This window comes from Burkholderia sp. PvR073, from assembly GCF_054055695.1.
Genome location: NZ_JBSRXO010000020.1, coordinates 1 through 19,993 on the forward strand (window position 1 = coordinate 1; position 19,993 = coordinate 19,993).

Here is a 19,993-nt window from a genome sequence, read left to right on the forward strand (position 1 = left end):
GATCACAAGGTCACCGTGTTCTACACCGCGCCGACCGCGATCCGTTCGCTGATCAAGGCCGCCGAAGCCGACGACAAGGTGCATCCGAAGAGCTATGACCTGTCGAGCCTGCGCATCATCGGCACCGTCGGCGAGCCGATCAATCCGGAAGCGTGGATGTGGTACCACAAGCATGTCGGCCAGGAGCGCTGCCCGATCGTCGACACGTGGTGGCAGACCGAAACCGGCGGCCACATGATCACGCCGCTGCCGGGCGCGACGCCGACGGTGCCGGGTTCGTGCACGCTGCCGCTGCCGGGCATCATGGCCGCGGTGGTCGACGAGACCGGCCAGGACGTACCGAACGGGCAAGGCGGGATCCTCGTCGTCAAGCGGCCGTGGCCGGCGATGATCCGCACGATCTGGGGCGACCCGGAGCGGTTCAAGAAGAGCTATTACCCGGAGGAACTCGGCGGCCGGCTGTACCTGGCCGGCGACGGCACGGTGCGCGACAAGGACACCGGCTACTTCACGATCATGGGCCGCATCGACGACGTGCTGAACGTGTCGGGCCACCGGCTCGGCACGATGGAGATCGAGTCGGCGCTGGTCTCGCATGAACTGGTGGCGGAAGCGGCGGTGGTCGGCCGTCCGGACGACACGACGGGCGAGGCGGTGGTCGCGTTCGTGGTGCTGAAGCGTTCGCGTCCGGAAGGCGAGGAAGCGGCGGCGCTCGCGAAGACGCTGCGCGACTGGGTCGGCAAGCAGATCGGGCCGATCGCGAAGCCGAAGGACATCCGCTTCGGCGACAACCTGCCGAAGACGCGCTCGGGCAAGATCATGCGACGCCTGCTGCGCTCGCTCGCGAAGGGCGAGGCGATCACGCAGGATACGTCCACGCTCGAGAACCCGGCGATCCTCGATCAACTCGCCGAAGTGCGCTGATCGCACCTGTTGCGCACGTCGTGCGCACGAGCCCCCGCGCGGCAATCCCGATTGTCCGCGCAGGGGCTTTTTGCTAAATAACGGCATGACCGTTCCGTCCCGTCCGGCGCGTGCCGCGCCGCCGCCCGTTCCCGAGCCGCTCGCGCGCGCCCATGCGCGCTATTGGCGCTTCAACGTCGCGCTGATCCTGGTGCTGATGGCGATCGGTTTCTCGGTGTCGTTCGTCGTGCCGTTCTTCGCACCCGCGCTCGCGGGCATCCGCTTCGCCGGTTTCAGCCTGCCGTTCTACGTCGGCGCGCAGGGCGCGATTCTCGTGTATCTGGTGCTGATCGTCGTCTACATCGGCCTGATGCAGCGCGCGGACCGCGCGCTGCGGCGTGCGTACGACGAGCACGCGGGCAATCCGCACCATGCCCGCTGATCCATGCTGACGCATCGACTGATTCGCGCGTACGCGCTCTACACGCTCGGCTTTCTGGGCTTCGTGCTGCTGCTGTGGCGGATCGAGCGCGCGGCCGGCTCCGGCGTCTGGATCGGCTACGTGTTCCTGTTCGTGCCGATCGCCGTGTATGCGGTGATCGGGCTGCTGTCGCGCACGTCCGATCTCGTCGAATACTACGTGGCCGGGCGGCGCGTGCCGTCCGCGTTCAACGGGATGGCAACCGCGGCCGACTGGCTGTCGGCGGCGTCGTTCATCGGTCTCGCCGGCTCGCTTTACGCAACCGGCTACGATGCGCTCGCCTACGTGATGGGGTGGACAGGCGGGTTCTGCCTCGTCGCGTTCCTGCTCGCGCCGTACGTGCGCAAGCTCGCGCGCTACACGATTCCCGATTTTCTCGGCACGCGCTTTTCGAGTACGGCCGTGCGTGCGCTTGCGGCCGGTGCGGCGATCCTGTGCTCGTTCGTTTATCTGGTCGCGCAGATCCAGGGGATCGGGCTGATCGCGACGCGCTTCATTGGCGTCGACTTCGCGATCGGCATCTTCTGCGGGCTCGCGGGCATTCTCGTGTGCTCGTTTCTCGGCGGCATGCGCGCGGTCACGTGGACGCAGGTCGCGCAGTACATCATCCTGATCAGCGCGATCCTGATCCCCGTGTCGCTGATCGCGATGAAGAACGGGCTCGGGCCGGTGCCGCAGTTCAATTACGGCAAGGTGATGGAGCGCGTGGCGGCGCGCGAGGCGCAGGTGCGCGACGCGGCCGAGGAGCAGCAGGTGCGCGATGCGTATCGCCGGCAGGCCGCGCTCGTCCAGGTGCAGCTCGATCGCTTGCCCGGATCGTATGCGGACGCTCGCCGGCAACTCGTCGACCAGCTTGCGGACCTGCGGCGCCACAACGGGCCGCTGCGCGAGATCAACCAGCGCGAGCGTGAGCTGGCCGACTTCCCGCGCGACCCGACGGGAGCGCGCGTGACCTGGACCCAGGCGCGCGACGACCTGCTGGCGCGCGCCGAGCCGCCCGTGCCGATGCACGAGCCGTTTCCCGCCGCGAGCGATGACGAGCGCAAGCCGCGCGAGCGGAATTTCCTTGCGCTGCTGCTGTGCCTGTCGCTCGGCACCGCGAGCCTGCCGCACATCCTCACGCGCTACAACACGACGACGTCGGTGGCGTCCGCGCGGCGCTCGGTCGGCTGGACGCTGTTCTTCATCGCGCTGTTCTACCTGAGCGTGCCGGTGCTGGCGGTGATGATCAAGTACGAGATTCTCACCAGCCTCGTCGGGCGGCCGATCGCCGAGCTGCCCGCGTGGGTCACGCAGTGGCATCACTTCGAACCGGACCTGATCAGCATCGTCGAGGTGATTCGCGACGGCATCGTCCACTGGTCGGAAATCCAGATGCAACCGGACATGGTCGTGCTGGCCGCGCCGGAGATCGCGGGGCTGCCGTATGTCGTGTCGGGGTTGATCGCGGCCGGTGCGCTGGCCGCGGCGCTGTCGACCGCGGACGGATTGCTGCTGACGATCGCGAATGCGTTGTCGCACGACGTCTATTACTGCATGGTCGCGCCCGACGCATCGAGCCAGCGGCGCGTGACCGTCTCGAAGGTGCTGCTGCTCGGCGTCGCGCTGTTCGCGTCGTATGTCGCCTCGCTCAATACGGGGAAGATTCTGTTTCTCGTCGGTGCGGCGTTTTCGCTCGCGGCGTCCAGTTTCTTTCCGGTGCTCGTGCTGGGGGTGTTCTGGAAACGTACGACGACGCGCGGTGCGATCGCCGGGATGGTGACGGGGCTTGCGGTGTGCGTGTACTACATCGTGTCGACGTACCCCTATTTCACGCAGTTGACGGGATTTGCGGGGCGGACGTGGTTCGGGATCGAGCCGATCAGTTCAGGTGTGTTCGGGGTGCCGGCGGGGTTTGTGGTGGCGATCGTGGTCAGTCTGCTCGATCGGCCGCCGGATGAGTATACAAGGGCGTTGGTGGATTATATTCGGCATCCGTGAGGGGAGAGTGCGGGCAACATCGTATTTGGTTCGCAAATAGCCATCAGTCTGCGTCCGTCCTGCTCGTATATTTCATAGAGAGTTATAGTGTCTGTCAATGAATAGAATGCCTTCGAGGAGAAGGCAAGAAATGACCGGGGGAAGTCATGGAACCAGTACAGGGGCAAGTCGCGTCTGCGGCAGGTGAAGATCAATCTATTTTCCAGAGTAACTTGCCGCTCGCCGAAAAACTGGAGCGAGCGCGGGTTGAATTGCTCGATTTATCCGCACGCAACCGCCTGCTTAATGTGCCACGGGGTGCACGGGGAAGCCGCTTCATCGAAATCATCGATGAGAAAGTCGGTGAGATATTTCGGTTGCTGGTCCGAGAGGGGAAAACTTTCACCTTTTTGGCGGGACGCGCCGTAGAGACCAAGAATTCGGAATCTGACGAAGGTTCGAAACAAGTACTGGTCGAACCCGATGAAATCGAGGAATTGGCCCAGCCAGAAGATGACAGCACGGACGAGCGGGGTGTCTTGCGACGACACACCGACACTCGCCTGCAAACCCGGTTGACCAGCAAGGGTCTCCAGAAGCGTCTCTTGGAACTTTATCTGGATGCACGCACGTTGGAGGAGGAGCAGGGTGTCAATGTACTCTTCTTGGCGATGGGCGCCCTGAAATGGGTCGATCCCAACAATGCAGAGAACACGCGTTACGCACCACTTCTACTCGTTCCTGTTCAGCTTGATCGAGGCAATGCCGGTGAACGCTTCAATCTAAAGGCAAGACAGGAGGACTTTGCGTCCAACCTTTCCCTTGAAGCTTATCTCGACCGAGTGCATGCGCTCCGTATGCCAACTTTTGAGGCGAGCGACATGTTCAATCCGCTCGACTACATGGAGTTGGTTCGGCAGAGCGTTGAGACGAAGGATGGGTGGGAGGTATTCCCCGACCAGATGTCGGTGGGATTTTTTTCCTTCGCTAAGTTTTTGATGTATCGGGATCTGGATCAAGCGGTTTGGCCCAAGGGCGCCGCGATAGGTGACCACCCGCTGGTCCGCTCGCTGTTGGCGGACGGATTTGCTGGTGGCGAGGACCTCGCACACGAGGACGCTAACATCGATGCGTTGATTCCTCCATCTGAAATGCTCCACATTCTTGATTGCGACAGCTCACAGGCACTAGCGATCCATGAAGTGCGGCGAGGTAAAAACTTAGTCATCCAAGGGCCACCGGGGACAGGTAAGAGCCAGACGATCGCCAACATCATCGCTGCCGCAGTCAAGGACGGAAAGAGCGTACTCTTTGTGGCCGAAAAGATGGCCGCGTTGGATGTGGTAAAACGCCGTCTCGATGACAAAGGCGTCGGCGACGCTTGCTTGGAGCTGCACAGTAACAAGGCCAACAAGCGCGCGGTGTTGGATGAGTTGCGGCGCACGTGGGAATTGGGTGCTCCCAAGGTTGCAGACCCGGGAAGCCTTTTCGCGCGTCTGACTGAGGCGCGCGACAGCCTCAACACCCATGCAAGGAATTTGCATACCGTCGATTCGAAATCGGAGCTATCACCGTTCCAGGTCATTGGTCACTTGGTTCGTTTGCGCGAACAGGGCGAGCGTCCTAATGACATTCAACTAGAGAGTCCGGAGCAGTGGGGTAAGGATGGTTTCGCTGCGCGACAGGATTTACTGGCAGATTTGGCGAGTCGTGTGACAGAGATTGGTCGGCCGGCCGATCATGCTTGGGTAGGAGTGGGATTGGCTGCGATCTCACCGATGGATGCTGAGCGTTTGGTCGCGCGTGTTCAGCAGCTACTTGAACGGGTCTTGGCAGAGCAGCAGCAGTTCGACGCTGTCGCCGAACTCTTGGAACTGGAACCGCCGCTTCGATTGTCCGATCTTCCTCCGATGGTGGAACTGCTCAAGCGCATCGCGGAGGCACCCAAACTATCCGCGTCTGCCTTGGGACATGACAGTTGGAAAACCCCAGATCCGATCTTGCATCTGCTCGAGCTGGGTCAGCGGTATGCGGTACAACGACAGGCCCTGATCGGACGAGTTGTCGAGGACGCATGGGATACCAACCTCGATGACACTCTCGGTGCCTTCACGGAGCTTCCCGAGACTTTTAGTGCGGAGCAGTTCCAACGCCTCGCCCGGATATCCGAAGAACTGCCCCGCTTACTGACTGAGGCGGCGGCGCTTGCGCGCCAATTGGGGCGAGAGCCGGGATCCACGTTTGAAGATTTTCGGACGCTGGCCCGTATCGGGGAGCGAGTGGCATCTGCGCCGCCTGCCAGCCCGGAAACATTCGCGTCGGATCTGTGGGATGGCGGGGTCGAGCGAGCCGGAGAGGTCGCTCAAGCAATTGCCGACTATGAAGCCGCCAAGGCCGCCATTGGAGTTCAACTGACCGAGGCGGCATGGTCCCTCAACTTGGCGCATGCACGTGCGACATTGGCATCGCGTGGCACAAGCATTTTTCGTTTTTTGAGTGGTGAATGGCGTGCGGCCAATCGATTGGTCGGATCCGTTCTCGCGACACCCAATCAGCCGCTTTCCATCGTATTGGGGTTGCTGGATACGCTGACCAAGGGGCAGGACGCGAAAAAGATTGTCGACGCGGAAGATGCTTTTGGGCGTAGCGCGTTTGGCGATGATTGGCGTGGGGCGAAGTCGCAGTCAGCGCCGCTCTTGGCGTTGGTCGAATGGATGCGGTCCCTGAAAGGACTGGGCGCAGAGCCGCGATTGATTGCCGCGCGCAGCCCGGCAAAGACGGAGGTGGCGGCACGTGCTCAGCAACTCTCGTCTGTCTGCCAGCAGATTGAACGTGGGCTAATTGAGGTATGGGCGGATCTTGGAATAGCCCGGGATCCTGTATTTGGCGAAGTCGCGGCGGTGGAGCGTGCCGATTTAGATTCGCTGCTCCAGCTCGCGGTGCGATATACGGGCGCGTATTCGGCCGCACGTGTGCTAATCCCGGATGGAGTCTCCAACGTCGGAGAAATTCGCGCTGTCTTGGAGGCGTTGGTCGCTGGTCAATGCGATCGTCAAGCAGTGCGCGAGGGATTAATGTGCGGGCGGGCCGCCTTCGATGGTGAGTGGCAAGCGGAACAGTCGAACTGGGCGTTGCTGCGGTCGGCCGCGGACTGGATCGGACAGAACCCAGATATCCGAGCTTTAGCTGGTCGGATAGGCGAACGAGAGAGTTTGACGCCGCGCGCAGAAGTATTGGCGGCATCGCAGGCGTTCATCCAGGCGAGCTTTAAGGCTTTGACTGACGAACTCCAATTGGATTTGGAGGCTTCAATTGGCGGCACGATTCTAGATGCAAGGCTTGATGTCCTTGTTTGGCGGCTGCGACGCTGGAGCGAGGAGCATGAACAGCTCTTTCGCTGGGTGAACTACCGCGATCGCTCGGCGCGGGCCCGAGCTCAGGGTTGCAGCGATTTGGTGGCGCGCCTGGACGATGGCCGACTGGCACCGGAAGCGCTGGCTTGCGCGTTCGAGATGGCCTATTTTGAAGCGATTTATGCGCGCATGGTTCGCCTCGAACCCGATCTTGCCCGGTTTGATGGGGCTACTCATGGGCGCCTCGTGCAGGAATTTGTCGCCCTGGATCGGCAGCGGATTGTTGCCGCAAGTGCGGAAGTAGTGCGGACGCGTTACCAGAACGTTCCTCCGCGGGATGGCGGTGCGCTGGGCCCGCTTGGTGTACTGCGGGGTGAGATTCAAAAAAATGAAAGGTCATATATCGCTGCGCAAGCTCGTGGAGAGAGCCGGTCCAGCTCTACGGGCCCTCAAACCGGTATTCATGATGAGTCCGCTGTCGGTGGCGCAGTTCCTTGTACCGGGCACTATGGAGTTCGATTTGCTGGTGATGGATGAGGCAAGTCAGATCCAGCCCGTTGACGCCTTGGGAGCTATCGCGCGTTCAAGGCAGGTCGTTGTGGTCGGTGATCCAAAGCAACTGCCGCCCACCGCCTTTTTTGCCAAGATGACCTCGAGCAACGAAGACGAGGATGACGATGGAGCGACTGCGGTCGCTGATATCGAGAGCATCCTGGGCTTATTCACAGCTCGTGGCCTGCCTACGAGGATGTTGCGCTGGCACTATCGCAGCCGCCACCAGTCATTGATTGCGGTCAGCAATCGTCAGTTCTACGAGAACAAGCTTTATATCGTGCCGAGTCCCTATACAGCGCAGGGTGGGCGAGGGTTGAGATTTCACCATATACACGACGGTTTGTTCGACGCAGGTAATAAGCGTACTAACTTGATCGAAGCGAAGGCAGTGGCACAGGCGATCATTGCCCACGCACGTACGTACCCGAAGCTCTCGCTGGGCGTAGCAGCTTTTTCTGCCGCCCAGCGTCGCGCCATCATTGACGAACTTGAACTTTTGCGCCGCGGGCTGTCCTCAGAGGTTGAGGACTTCTTCAAGGCGCATCGCTCGGAACCGTTCTTCGTTAAAAACCTGGAAAACGTCCAGGGTGATGAGCGTGACGTCATCTTTATTTCTGTCGGCTATGGTCGATCTGTACCTAACGGTCGAGTACCGATGCGTTTTGGTCCGTTGGGTACAGCGGGAGGTGAGCGACGGCTGAATGTTTTGATTAGTCGAGCCAAGCAGCGATGCGACGTGTTTGCATCCCTGACAGACGAGGATATTGACCCGGCCTATGCGGCGGAGCGGGCCGGGGTAAACGCGTTCCGAATATTCCTCCAGTATGCGCGCACGGGACGCCTGCCGATGGCGGAGGTCACGGGGCGCGACCACGACAGCATTTTCGAAGCGCAGGTGGCCAACGCGCTCCGAGCGAGAGGCTATGAGGTTCAGGCGCAAGTGGGCCTGGCCGGGTTCTTTATTGATTTGGCTGTCCTCGATGCCGACCGACCGGGACGATTTTTGTTGGGTATCGAATGTGATGGTGCGGCTTACCACAGTGCTCGCTCGGCTCGAGATCGCGATCGACTGCGGCAAACAATCTTGGAGGAGCACGGTTGGGCCATCCACCGGATTTGGAGTACGGATTGGTTTCAGCGTCCAACCGAGCAATTAGACGCGTTGATTCGTCGTATCGAGGCTCTCAAGGTCGATTTCGACGAACTGCAGGAGGACGTTGCGCTAACGGAGCAGTTGGATGCAGAGGCACCCTATGTGGAGCGTGAGGCCGTGACCGACGCAGAAGACGCCGCCGGTTTTGCGCCATATGAAGAAGTGACGTTGGTGCGTCCCAGCCATCTCGTCGGAGAACTCTATGAGGCGCCGCTGGGAGCGCTGACTGAATTGGTGGTCCAGGCAGTCCAAGTCGAGGGCCCGGTACATCGGGACCACATCGTCACACGGATGCGAGAGGCGTGGGGCTTGAAGCGGACCGGTGGCCGAATCGAAGACGCGGTCGGGCGATCCATTGACATTGCAGCCGAGACAGGTCGTATCGCGCGATCGGGGGAATTCCTGTCTACGCCTGACAGTGTGCCCGTGCCTCGTGATCGTTCAGCGGTCAATGCCATCGCCCTCCGTCGAGCCGATATGCTGCCACCGGCGGAGATCGAAGTTGCTGCTCTCCAACTGATTGAAAGGAGTTTCGGCGCGACGCGAGATCAGGTTATCCAGGCCGTGTCGCGTGGATTTGGCATCCGTAACACGAGCAGTCAGATACGAAGCGTGCTTGAACAGGCGGTCGACACTTTGATTTCTCGACAGCAATTGAAGGAGGTCGCGGGGGTGCTGACCTCCACAGATCAATCGAGGGGATCGATTCAATAGCGAACGAGAAGAAATTTCGGCGTACCGGGCTAATCGCGGTGGAATTGGTATATCCCGCCGCGGTTGCTCTGCGGCGGACATCTGTTGAGTCCACATGCCAAGGCTGCTTCTATGTAAACCTGTCGACGTCGAGCCTCTGAATGGCCATCTGTTAGTTCCGCGAGCCTCATGCGTCTTCCGGACCGGAGATGTTGGGCAGTTTTGCATGCGACTTGAAAACGGCATTCTTTGGCACGAGGCAAAGCTGGCTACGTCTGCGCACGCTATCGCGGAACATAAACGTCCATCGTTGTGACGGGGCGAAAGGAAATCGAGAGGAATGTAGCTAGTCTCGATGGGTGTTATTTGAGCGACGACAGGCCACGCCGACGATTGATGGGCTCTTTGGCGGGTACAAATAAAAAACGGGCCGAGAGGCCCGTCTTTGCTGGTGTCCTGGCGGAGAGAGGGGGATTCGAACCCCCGATAGGCGATTAACCTATACACGCTTTCCAGGCGTGCGACTTAAACCACTCATCCATCTCTCCGGAAGACCAAGAGTATAGCAAACTCCGGCGGCCTCCCGCCACCCCCTTCGACGAGCGGCTGTAAGCTGCCGGAAATCCGCTTTCCGCGGCCAGCGCGTCCGTGCAGCTGTACGCGATCCTCGCGGCGACGATCGTCTCGATCGACGTGATCGGGGATGACCAGCACCCGGCCCCAAGTCTGCTATCTTCCCCGGCATCTCATTGCTTCCTCCGCCTCTCCATGACTGACCGCATCGTCGCCGCGTTCGATTTCGACGGCACCATCACGACCACCGACAGCTTCCGCCATTTCGTCCGTTACGCGGTCGGCACGCCGCGCTTCGCGTGGGCCGGGCTGCGCGCGCTGCCGTGGATCGTCGCAATGAAAGCCGGCCTGCTGTCGCGCGGCGATGCGAAGGCGAAGTTCGCATGGTTTGCATTCGGCCCGATGGGCGACGACGCGCTCGATGCGCTCGCGCGCCGGTTCGTCGACGGCTATCTGCCGAACCTCGTGCGTCCGGACATGCTGGAACGGGTGCGCGAGCATCGCGCGCGCGGGCACGAAGTCGTGCTGGTCAGCGCGTCGCCGTCACTGTATCTGGAGAAGTGGGCGAAGACGGCGGGCATCGACACGGTGCTCGCGACGCGCCTCGCGTTCGAGCGCGGCAGGTTCACCGGGCGGCTGAACGGCGAGAACTGCTGGGGCCCGCAGAAAGTCGTGCGCTTGCGCGGCTGGTGGGGAAATCGGGCGCCCGCGAAACTGTTCGCCTACGGCGACAGCCGCGGCGACAAGGAAATGGCCGAACTCGCGAACTGGGCATGGATCCGCGGGCACGGACCGATGCCGCCGATCGGCGACTGATGGACTGACGCGGGCGCCGAGCTGCTCCGCGTGCCGCCGTTACGCGTCGGCCCGCTGCACGCTGCGCATCTCGCGAGTCGGACGATACGCGCCCCAGCGATTCGCCCGCCCGAACGTGCCGACATCGTTGAACCGCACGCCGACTTCACGCAGCGCCGCATGCGCGGTGCGCGCGGTCAACTGCCGGATGTAGAACGGATCGCGCACCACGAAGTGATGAATCGCGTGCGTGCTGCCGAAGTTGAAGCAGAACAGCTGGAACGGCAGCATCCACCACGGGTTGAGCACCTGAGTCTGCTGGATCACGTTGCGCGAATCGATGTCGCCGAAGTAATGCATGTTCGAGCTGACGAAGTTGATGCAGAAGCTGCGCACGAAGTTCGGCCCGAGCCACACGACCGCGAGGAAATCGACGACGTGCATCACACGCTCGACGACGGCCGGCACGGTGATCGCATGGCCGAACGCATGCAGCGCGAACAGCCCGACGTGATAGACGATGAACGCGTGCCACAGCGCGTAGTACGCGTGACCGATCGGCATGTAGGACGACACCTGCTCGACACGCAATTGCACACGTTCGGACGCATCCTGCACCGACTGCGCGGCGACGTACTGCTTGACCTTGCGGCGCATCGCATCCGGTCGCAACACGACGGCGAGCATCCCGTCCGCGATCATCAGCAGCCGCTTCACGCCCCAGCGTTCACCGTTGGTGATGCCGAATTCCTCGAGATCCGATTCGCCGCCCGATACCTTGTGGTGATGCAGGTGCATGCGCCGGCGCGTCCACGGGTTGATCGTGCCCGGCCGCGTGAGCCAACAGAGCGCCATCATCAGGTGATAGGCCCACGGCGTCTTCTTGAAGTACATCAGGTGGATCAGGTCGTGCTCGAGTTCGTGGATCAGCGACGTGACGAACGCGGCGAGCGGCAGCGCGACGTACCACGCGATTGCGCCGCGCGCATACAGCCACGCGATCGCGAGCATCGCGCTGACCGACACGGCCATCACGGTCGCGCCGACGAGGTTCTGGTTGTCGAGCAGCGGAAAGCGCGCGCGGATCGCGTCGCTCGCGGCGTTCACCTCGCGGCGGACATACGCGACCTTGTCGGCGTCGTGTCGAAAGACGGTTCGTGCAGGTTGGCTCATCGACCGGAATCCGTGCGGAAAGAGTGGGGCGCAATGCCGATGTGACAAGCATAGGCGCACCCCGTCGCGCACACGAGGGCCGCCGGTGCCAATGATGGTGTCATTTCGGGCCACGATCGCCGGCGCGACGGCGCCCGATGCGGCCCCGCGCGGCTAGAGTGCCGCCGTGGTGTCATTGCGGGCCAGCGACGCTACAATCCGCCGAAACCGCACCGGAGTCCGCCGCATGGCCCTGTCTGCCCCGGATGCCGCGCGCCAGCTGAACAAGGCGACGGTATCGTCCGCGTATGCGCTGTTCATGCTGATGCTCGCCGAGGAGCGCGGCATCGAGGGCGAGCGTATTCTCGCCGGCTCGGGCGTCGAGCGCGACCGGCTCGCACAGCCCGACGCACGCATCACGCCGCGGCAGCAGGCGGCGATCGTGTTCAACCTGCTCGACGCGACGAACGATCCGTCGATCGCGATCGAGATCGGCCTGCGCAGCAGCCTGACGAAATCCGGGCTGATCGGCTTCGGGCTGATGAGTTGCGCGACGCTCGGCGAAGCGATCGCGCTCGGCATCCGCTACCTGCCGACACGCGTGCCGTTCTTTTCGGTGCGGCTCACGCAGCTCGACGGGATCGTCGACATCGACGTGCTCGAGGCGTTTGCGCTCGGCCGGCTGCGCCAGTTCGCGGTGGAAAACTTCCTGGTCGAGACGGCGATCCTGTTCAACTCGCTGCTCGATCCCGCGCCGGGGCGCACGCTGCAGTCGCGTGCGGAGCTGCATTTCGAATGGCCCGAGCCGCCGTGGTTCGAGCGCTATCGCGGCCGGCTGCCGCGCTGTCATTTCGACGCGAGCGCGAACCGTATCCGCTGCGACGCCGCGCTGCTCGACGAGCCGATCGGCACCGCGAACGCGCAGACCGCGCAGATGATCGTCCAGCAATGCGAGGCCGAGCTCGCGCGGCTCGGCTATGCGGAAAGCATCGTCGAGCGCGTGCGCAACCTGCTGATCTGCGGTGACGCCGGCTATCCGTCGGTGGACGACGTCGCGCGCGAACTGCATGTATCGGCGCGAACGTTGAAACGCAAGCTCGCGGAATTCGGCGCGACCTATTCGGCGCTGCTCGACGAGATCCGGCTGCGCGATGCGCTCCGGTTACTGGAGGGCACGCGCCTGCCGGTCGACGAGATCGCGGAGCGGGTCGGCTATACCGACCGCGCGAATTTCACGCGCGCGTTCAAGCGCTGGACGGGCGTCGCGCCGAGCGAGCGGCGCTGACGGCGCGCCGGGCGGCGCGATCCGGTGCCGGCCGTGCGCACCGCGTCGATCCATCGGTCATTCGACCCATCAGACGAGCGCAACCCAGTTCGCGCCGCGCCCGCCGGGCACGCGCGCGTGCAACGCCAGCGTGCTGTCGTCCGGCGCGATCGCGTAGACCGACACGTATTCCGACTGTTCGCCGCACGCGACGAGCCAGCGTCCCGACGGATCGATCGCGAAGCCGCGTGGCTGCGTTTCGGTGATCGTCGCGTGCGCGGGTTCGAAGCTGCCGTCCGCGGCGCGGCGATAGCAGAGCAACTGGCTCGACGTGCGTTCGCTGACATACGCGAAGCGCTCGTCGGGCGTGAGGTGCAGATCGGCGGCCCACACGGCGGGCCCGGTCGGCGCGGGCGGGCGCGCATGGCCTTGCGCGAGGTCGGCGACGGCCGGGTGCCGCGTGCTGACCTGCGCGTCGCCGAGGCGGCCGCTGTCGGTGTCGCGGGCGAAGGTCGCGAGCGTGGCCTGGAATTCGCTGACCACGACGAGTGCACGGCCGTCGCGCGCGAAGCGCAGGTGACGCGGCCCGAAGCCGCCCGGCGCGCGCGTTTCGCCGTGTTCGAGCGCACGCAGGCCGCCGGCATCCTCGACCAGCGCGAACGTGAAGATCCGGTCCGAGCCGAGCGAACTCACATACGCGAAGCGGTTGTCCGGCGACACGACGACGGCATGCGCGTTCGTGATGCCGTGCGCGACCTGCAGCGGCGCACCGTCGCCGTCACGCATGCGTGCGGCGTCGTAGAGGCTCAGCGAATTGCCGCCGTACGACGCGCCGAGCAGCCAGCGGCCGCTGCGGTCGAGCGACAGGTACGCATGGCTCGCGTCGATCGCGGTCGCGCCGATGCGTGCGAACGCGCCGGTGCCGGTCGCGACGCGGAACGCGACGATCGTCGGCTGCTCGCCGCGCGTCGCGACGTACAGCCGCGCGCGATCGGGCTGCACGGCGATGGGCATCGCGGCGTCGCCGACCGGGTAGCGGGCGAGCGGCGCGAGCGCGCCGTCGGACGTGAGCGAGAACGTGGCGAGGTCGCCGTCGACGGCATTCGAGACGACGACGGTCAGGCGATCAGTGTTCGGCATGGCGGAGCATCGCGGTGTTCGTGAAGGACTCGTCGGCCGGCAGGCCGCGCGGCGGATCGCTGCGCCGGTGCGTGCGCGCGAACAGCGCGGCGACCGCCGCGACGAGGGACGCGATCGCGAGCGCATACAGGCCGCCCGTGATCGAACCCGTATGTTGCTTCAGATAGCCGAATGCCGTCGGCGCGACGAAGCCGCCGAGGTTGCCGATCGAGTTGATCAGCGCGATCACGGCCGCGGCCACGCGCGTGTCGAGGTAGCCCTGCGGGATCGGCCAGAACAGCGACGACGCGGCCTTGAAGCCGAGCGCGGCGAAGCAGATCGACGCGAACGACCAGACGGGATCGTGCGACGTCGACGCGAACAGCCCGCACGCGGCCAGCACCAGTGCGAACGACAGCCAGCGCTGCGGATGCTTCCACTTCGCGGACAGCACCGCGAAGCCGTACATCGCGCCGATCGCGATCATCCACGGAATCGTGTTGTAGAGGCCGACCTGGAAGTCGGTGAGGCCGCCCATCTTGCGGATGATCGTCGGCAGCCAGAAGGTGGCCGCGTAGATCGTCAGCTGGATCGCGAAATACAGGAAGCAGAACAGCATGATCTGCGGGTCGCGCAGCAGCGTGGTGGCCGACACGTGCACCTTCGAGCGCACGTCGCGAGTCGCGCGCTCTTCGTCGAGGGCGTTCTGGAGCGCCGCACGTTCGTCGGCGGTGAGCCACGTCGCGTCGCGGATGTGCGATTTCAGCAGCAGCCAGCTCGCGCCGCACAGGGCGACCGAGAACATCCCTTCGATCAGGAACATCCACTGCCAGCCCTGCAGGCCGAAGCCGTGGATCGACAGCAGCGCGCCGGTGACGGGCCCGGACAGGACCGACGCGAACGCGGAACCGCCGAGGAAGATCGCCATCGCCTTGCCGCGTTCCTGCGGCGGCAGCCATTGCGACAGGTACAGCACGACGCCGGGGAAGAAGCCGGCCTCGGCCGCGCCGAGCAGGAAGCGCAGCGCATAGAACGACGTGTCGTTCCACACGAACGCCATCGCGGCCGCGACGATGCCCCACGTCGCCATGATCCGCGCGAGCCAGATGCGTGCGCCGTAGCGCTGCATCAACAGGTTCGACGGCACTTCGAACAGCGCGTAGCCGACGAAGAACAGGCCGGCGCCGAGCCCGTACGCGGCCGCGCCGATTCCGATCGACGCTTCGAGGTGGCGGTCGACGAAGCCGACGTTCACGCGGTCGATATAGTTCGCGATGAACATGATCAGCACGAGCGGCAGCACGTGCCACTTCACTTTCGAAACGGCGGACGCGAGCGGGTCGCGGCCGGGCAGGGCGGGTGAGGTCAAGGGTGTCTCCGGTCGGGCGGCGAACGGGGTGGCGGCCCGCGTCGGCGTCAGGATGGTGATTTGAGTAGTATGTCGTCGTATGACATGGTACGCCGGAGCACCAGGCGTGGCGTCGCGGGTTTACCCCGAATATGCCCAAATATTGGGGAATATCATGAGGGCGTCGACGGGTTCAATCACATCTGATGACGTATGACGTGGGATCGCCAACACCGGCTGACAGCCGGCGCTCGGCAGGCTCTGCGGCGCCGCGCTTCGGCGGGCTTCGGCCTCGGGGCAACCGGCGGGGTTCCCCCGCAGCCCGCTACGCCATCGACACGACGCTGTTCAGCAGCGTCTTCACGAGCACGGCCTGCCGCGTCGCGCCCGTCTTCGCGAAGATCCCGCGCAGGTGCGCGCGGGCGGTGTTCTTCGTGATGCCGGTCGCGGCGGCCGCTTCGTCGAGTGTCAGGCCGTCGACGAGCAGCAGCGCGATCTCGGTTTCCATCGGCGTGAGGCGAAACAGCCGGTGCAGCATGTCGCGCGAGGTCTGCGGCGACGACGCCGGATCGCGGACGAACACCGCGACGGCCGGCCGGTGCTGGCGGTCCTGCGCGCCGTGATACGGCGCGAGCGGGCGCAGCAGCACGTTCAACGGCATCGCGCCGCCGGGGCGCGACAGCGTGGTGGCCTCGATGCGCCCGAGCGCGCCCGCGCGGAAATGCTCGAGCGTGGCCTGCAGCGCCTTCTGCAGCCGGCGCTCGTCGAGCGGGCACGACGCATGGAGCCGCGCCTGGCGCAGGCACAGGCCGTCCTGCTGCTCGATCAGCCGCTCGGCGATGCGGTTGTGCTTGATCACACGGCCGTCCTCGTCGAGGATCGCGGTGCCGACGTCGAGCCTGTCGACGGCGCCCGCGTACAGCGCGCGCTCGGCGTCGAGCACGTCGAGCGCCGCATGCAGCTCGACCGCGCGCTGCAGATGCGGCAGCAGCGTCGCGACCTGCGCGCGTTCGGCCGCGTCGAAATCGCGGCCGTGATGCGCGCGGCTCACGAAGAACGCGCACTCGACGCCGCCCTCGCCGCGCAGAACCGCACCGAGGATGAAGCGCAGGTCGAGCGGTTGCAGGTACTGCCGGTAGAAATCGTGCGCGCACCATCGGGCGGCGCCGAACAGCGCGTCGGCCGTGAACACCTGGCCGGGCGGCTGGTCGAGAAACGGGCACAGCGCGTAGAACTGCTCGCTGTACGACGGCTCGCCGGGCAGCAGCGGGCCGTGGGCCGATGCGTTGATGATGAGCCCGCGCCGCGAGCCGCCGGGGTTGCGCAGCACGAGCGTCGTGAAGCTCGCGTCGAGCCGCACGCGCATCGCTTCGAGGAAGTCCGCCCACGGCGTCGTTTCGGACGGCCCCTGATAGACGAGCCCGAGCCACGCGCTGAGTTCGCGTGCCGTCCACGCCGCGTCGTCGAAACCGTCGTGCGCGGCCGTGTCGCCGGGCGCCAGCGCGATCCGCATGCTCGTGTTCTCCTGGGTCGGGGTGAATGCTGCCGACCCAGCATACCGACCGGCCAGCGGCCCGCGTCATCCGAACGGAGTAGACGACGCGGGCCGTGGCTATGCGGCGGCGCTTGTGCTGCCCGAGCGTGCTTATGCCGCTTACGTCGCTTATGCCGCGCGCTCGCGCAGCAGGTACGCGACGATGCGCTCCGCCGCCGCTTCCGGCGACTCGGCCACCGTATCGATGCGCAGCTCGGGCCGCGCGGGCGGCTCGTACGGCGAGTCGATGCCCGTGAAGTGCTTCAGCTCGCCCCGGCGCGCCTTCTTGTACAGGCCCTTCGGATCGCGTTCCTCGGCGATCGCGAGCGGCGTGTCGACGAACACTTCGACGAACTCGTCGGGGCCGACCAACGCGCGGGCCATGTCGCGTTCCGCGCGGAACGGCGAGATGAACGACACGAGCGTGACGAGCCCGGCATCGAGCATCAGCCGCGCGACCTCGGCCACGCGCCGGATGTTCTCCACGCGATCGGCCTCGGTGAAGCCGAGATCGCGGTTGAGCCCGTGCCGCACGTTGTCGCCGTCGAGCAGGTAGGTGTGCTTGCCGAGCGCATGCAGTCGACGCTCGACGAGGTTCGCGATCGTCGACTTGCCCGCCCCCGACAGCCCGGTCAGCCACACGATGCGCGGCGTCTGCGCTTTCTGCACCGCGCGCGCGTCGCGGTCGACGTCGACCGCCTGCCAGTGCACGTTGTGCGCGCGGCGCAGCGCGAAGTGCAGCATGCCGGCACCGACCGTGTCGTTGGTGAAGCGGTCGATCACGATGAAGCCGCCCGTGTGGCGGTTGCGGTCGTACGGATCGAACGCGACCGGCCGGTCGAAGCTCAGGTTGCACACGCCGATCTCGTTCAGTGCGAGCGTGCGTGCGGCGAGATGCTCGCGCGTGTTCACGTCGATCTTGTACTTCGGTGTCGCGCAGGTCGCGCCGACCGTCTGCGTGCCGAGCTTCACGAAATACGGCCGGCCCGGCAGCAGCGGTTCGTCGTGCATCCACACGAGCGTCGCCTCGAACTGGTCGGCCACCTCCGGCGGCGCGTCGGCACGCGCGATCATGTCGCCGCGGCTGATGTCGATTTCGTCGACGAGCGTGAGCGTCACCGCTGCGCCGGCGCGCGCGACCTCGGCTTCGCCGGCCGTCGTGATCACCGACGCGACGCGGCTTTCCTTGCCGGACGGCAGCACGCGCACGCGTTCGCCGACGCGGACTTCGCCCGACGCGATGCTGCCGGCGTAGCCGCGGAAGTTCAGGTGCGGACGGTTGACCCATTGCACGGGCAGCCGGAATGGTTCGTCGCGTGTCACGCGCTCGACGATCGGCAGCGTGTCGAGATGCTGCAGCAGCGTCGGGCCCGCGTACCACGGCATCCGCGTGCCCGGCGCGATCACGTTGTCGCCGCGCAGCGCGGACATCGGAATGCTGACGATCTCCTCGAGACCGAGTTCGGCCGCGAACGCGCGATAGTCGGCGTCGATGCGCTCGAACACGGCGCGGTCGTAGTCGACCAGATCCATCTTGTTGATCGCGAGCACCACGCGCTTGATGCCGATCAGCGCGACGAGGTGGCTGTGGCGGCGCGTCTGCGTGAGCAGGCCCTTGCGTGCGTCGATCAGGATCACCGCGAGATCGGCGGTCGACGCGCCGGTGATCATGTTGCGCGTGTACTGTTCGTGGCCGGGGGTATCGGCGACGATGAACTTGCGTCGCGCGGTGGCGAAAAAGCGGTACGCGACGTCGATCGTGATGCCCTGTTCGCGCTCGGCCGACAGACCGTCGACGAGCAGCGCGAAATCGAGTTCGCCGCCTTGCGTGCCGACCTTCTTCGAATCGGCCTCGAGCTGGGTCAGCTGGTCGTCGAACAGCATGTTCGATTCGTAGAGCAGGCGACCGATCAGCGTGCTCTTGCCGTCGTCGACGCTGCCGCAGGTGATGAAGCGCAGCAGGTCCTGCGTCGGTGCAGCGTCGGCATGCATGTCGGGTGTCGCTTGCGCGCGCGTGTCGGGCGCGGTGAGAACGTGTGCCATCAGAAATAGCCCTCCTGTTTCTTCTTTTCCATCGAACCGGCCGAATCGCTGTCGATCAGCCGTCCCTGGCGCTCGGACGTGCGCGTGTCGCGCATCTCCTGCACGATGTCGTCGAGCGAAGTCGCGTCGCTGTCGATCGCGCCCGTCAGCGGATAGCAGCCGAGCGTGCGAAAGCGCACCTTGCGCATCTGCGGCACTTCGCCTTCGCGCAGCGGCAGGCGTTCGTCGTCGACCATGATCAGCGCGCCGTCGCGCTCGACCACGGGCCGCTCCTTCGCGTAGTAGAGCGGCACGATCGGAATATCGTGCAGCTGGATGTACTGCCAGATGTCGAGCTCGGTCCAGTTGGAGATCGGGAACACGCGCAGGCTTTCGCCCTTGCGCTTGCGCGCGTTGTAGAGCGACCAGAGTTCGGGGCGCTGGCGCTTCGGGTCCCAGCGGTGCTGTTCCGAGCGCAGCGACACGATGCGCTCCTTCGCGCGGGACTTCTCCTCGTCGCGGCGCGCGCCGCCGAATGCGGCGTCGAAGCCGTAGTGGTCGAGCGCCTGCTTGAGTCCCTGGGTTTTCCACACGTCGGTGTGCACGGCCGAGCCGTGCGTGAACGGATTGATGCCGTTCGACACGCCGTCGGGATTCACGTGCACGCGCAGGTCGAGGCCGAGGCGCGCGACCGTCTCGTCGCGAAACGCGATCATCTCGCGGAACTTCCACGTCGTATCGACATGCAGCAGCGCAAAGGGCGGCTTCGCCGGGTAGAACGCCTTCATCGCGAGATGCAGCATGACCGAGCTGTCCTTGCCGATCGAATAGAGCATCACCGGGTTTTCGCTTTCCGCGACCACCTCGCGCATGATGTGGATGCTTTCGGCCTCCAGTCGCTCCAAGTGGGTCAACATCGTTCGTCTCCTTGTTTCATGCCGGCGCCGCGCGACATGTGCGGCGTTTCGTGCATGACGCCAACGGTATCGAGCGAGGGGAGGCCGTTCTTCGTCCGGGTGGACTAAACCGCGGTGCGCTCGCGCAGCGGATCTTTCCTTAGTCCACCCGGACGAAGTGGTGCGCGCGGCG

The 19,993-nt window shown here is 64.6% G+C and carries 12 protein-coding genes, 1 tRNA gene and 1 pseudogene; 7 read left to right on the forward strand and 7 right to left on the reverse strand.

Annotated elements, in window-relative coordinates:
* The 5 genes from ACVK00_RS32840 to ACVK00_RS32860 all read left to right on the forward strand — a co-directional run.
* Positions 1 to 924 (forward strand): AMP-binding enzyme (locus ACVK00_RS32840; RefSeq protein ID WP_456826983.1); only part of this gene is annotated, 924 nt, incomplete at its 5' end.
* 85 nt (positions 925 to 1,009) lie between these two features.
* Positions 1,010 to 1,345: a DUF4212 domain-containing protein gene (locus ACVK00_RS32845; RefSeq protein ID WP_284898838.1), complete on the forward strand. Its 336-nt coding sequence runs from the start codon at positions 1,010 to 1,012 to the stop codon at positions 1,343 to 1,345.
* Between the two features lie 3 nt (positions 1,346 to 1,348).
* On the forward strand, positions 1,349 to 3,364 hold the full coding sequence (locus ACVK00_RS32850; RefSeq protein WP_284898841.1) for a sodium:solute symporter family protein: 2,016 nt from the start codon (positions 1,349 to 1,351) through the stop codon (positions 3,362 to 3,364).
* Positions 3,365 to 3,510: 146 nt separating this feature from the next.
* Positions 3,511 to 7,233, forward strand: coding sequence for a DUF4011 domain-containing protein (locus tag ACVK00_RS32855; protein ID WP_354122998.1), 3,723 nt, complete (start codon positions 3,511 to 3,513; stop codon positions 7,231 to 7,233).
* Positions 7,160 to 9,118 (forward strand): DUF3320 domain-containing protein, encoded by a 1,959-nt coding sequence (locus tag ACVK00_RS32860; protein ID WP_354122997.1) that lies wholly within the window; start codon positions 7,160 to 7,162, stop codon positions 9,116 to 9,118. Before ACVK00_RS32855 ends, ACVK00_RS32860 begins: the two co-directional genes overlap by 74 nt.
* A gap of 436 nt (positions 9,119 to 9,554) precedes the next feature.
* Here ACVK00_RS32860 and ACVK00_RS32865 read toward each other — a convergent pair.
* A tRNA-Ser gene (locus ACVK00_RS32865) sits at positions 9,555 to 9,645 on the reverse strand.
* Positions 9,646 to 9,865: 220 nt separating this feature from the next.
* Between ACVK00_RS32865 and ACVK00_RS32870 the strand changes: the two genes are divergently transcribed.
* The gene (locus ACVK00_RS32870; protein ID WP_228904935.1) at positions 9,866 to 10,486 is read left to right on the forward strand and encodes an HAD family hydrolase; all 621 of its coding nucleotides are present in this window, start codon (positions 9,866 to 9,868) and stop codon (positions 10,484 to 10,486) included.
* 39 nt (positions 10,487 to 10,525) lie between these two features.
* Here ACVK00_RS32870 and ACVK00_RS32875 read toward each other — a convergent pair whose 3' ends face one another.
* Positions 10,526 to 11,638, reverse strand: coding sequence for a fatty acid desaturase (locus tag ACVK00_RS32875; RefSeq protein WP_354122996.1), 1,113 nt, complete (start codon positions 11,636 to 11,638; stop codon positions 10,526 to 10,528).
* A 226-nt stretch (positions 11,639 to 11,864) separates the two neighbouring features.
* Here ACVK00_RS32875 and ACVK00_RS32880 point away from each other — a divergent pair, with 226 nt between their 5' ends.
* Positions 11,865 to 12,902, forward strand: coding sequence for an AraC family transcriptional regulator (locus ACVK00_RS32880; RefSeq protein WP_284898844.1), 1,038 nt, complete (start codon positions 11,865 to 11,867; stop codon positions 12,900 to 12,902).
* Between the two features lie 69 nt (positions 12,903 to 12,971).
* Here the strand turns inward: ACVK00_RS32880 and ACVK00_RS32885 are convergent, their stop codons facing one another.
* The 5 genes and pseudogenes from ACVK00_RS32885 to cysD form a co-directional block, all read right to left on the reverse strand.
* A complete protein-coding gene (locus ACVK00_RS32885) occupies positions 12,972 to 14,021 on the reverse strand; it encodes a lactonase family protein (RefSeq protein WP_284898846.1) in 1,050 nt (349 codons plus the stop codon).
* Entirely contained in the window at positions 14,008 to 15,369 is a 1,362-nt protein-coding gene (locus ACVK00_RS32890; RefSeq protein WP_166725450.1) for an MFS transporter, read from the reverse strand. The genes ACVK00_RS32885 and ACVK00_RS32890 overlap by 14 nt, the downstream gene beginning before the upstream one ends.
* Before the next feature lie 304 nt (positions 15,370 to 15,673).
* On the reverse strand, positions 15,674 to 16,861 hold the full coding sequence (locus ACVK00_RS32895; RefSeq protein ID WP_228904925.1) for a helix-turn-helix transcriptional regulator: 1,188 nt from the start codon (positions 16,859 to 16,861) through the stop codon (positions 15,674 to 15,676).
* A 150-nt stretch (positions 16,862 to 17,011) separates the two neighbouring features.
* Positions 17,012 to 18,925 carry a sulfate adenylyltransferase subunit CysN gene (gene cysN / locus ACVK00_RS32900; RefSeq protein ID WP_284898849.1) on the reverse strand — a complete coding sequence of 638 codons (1,914 nt, stop codon included), beginning with the start codon at positions 18,923 to 18,925 and terminating at the stop codon, positions 17,012 to 17,014.
* Positions 18,925 to 19,845 (reverse strand): annotated as a pseudogene (cysD, locus tag ACVK00_RS32905) (sulfate adenylyltransferase subunit CysD); the annotation flags it as partial. The gene cysN and the pseudogene cysD, both read right to left, overlap by 1 nt.
* Positions 19,846 to 19,993 lie beyond the last annotated feature (148 nt).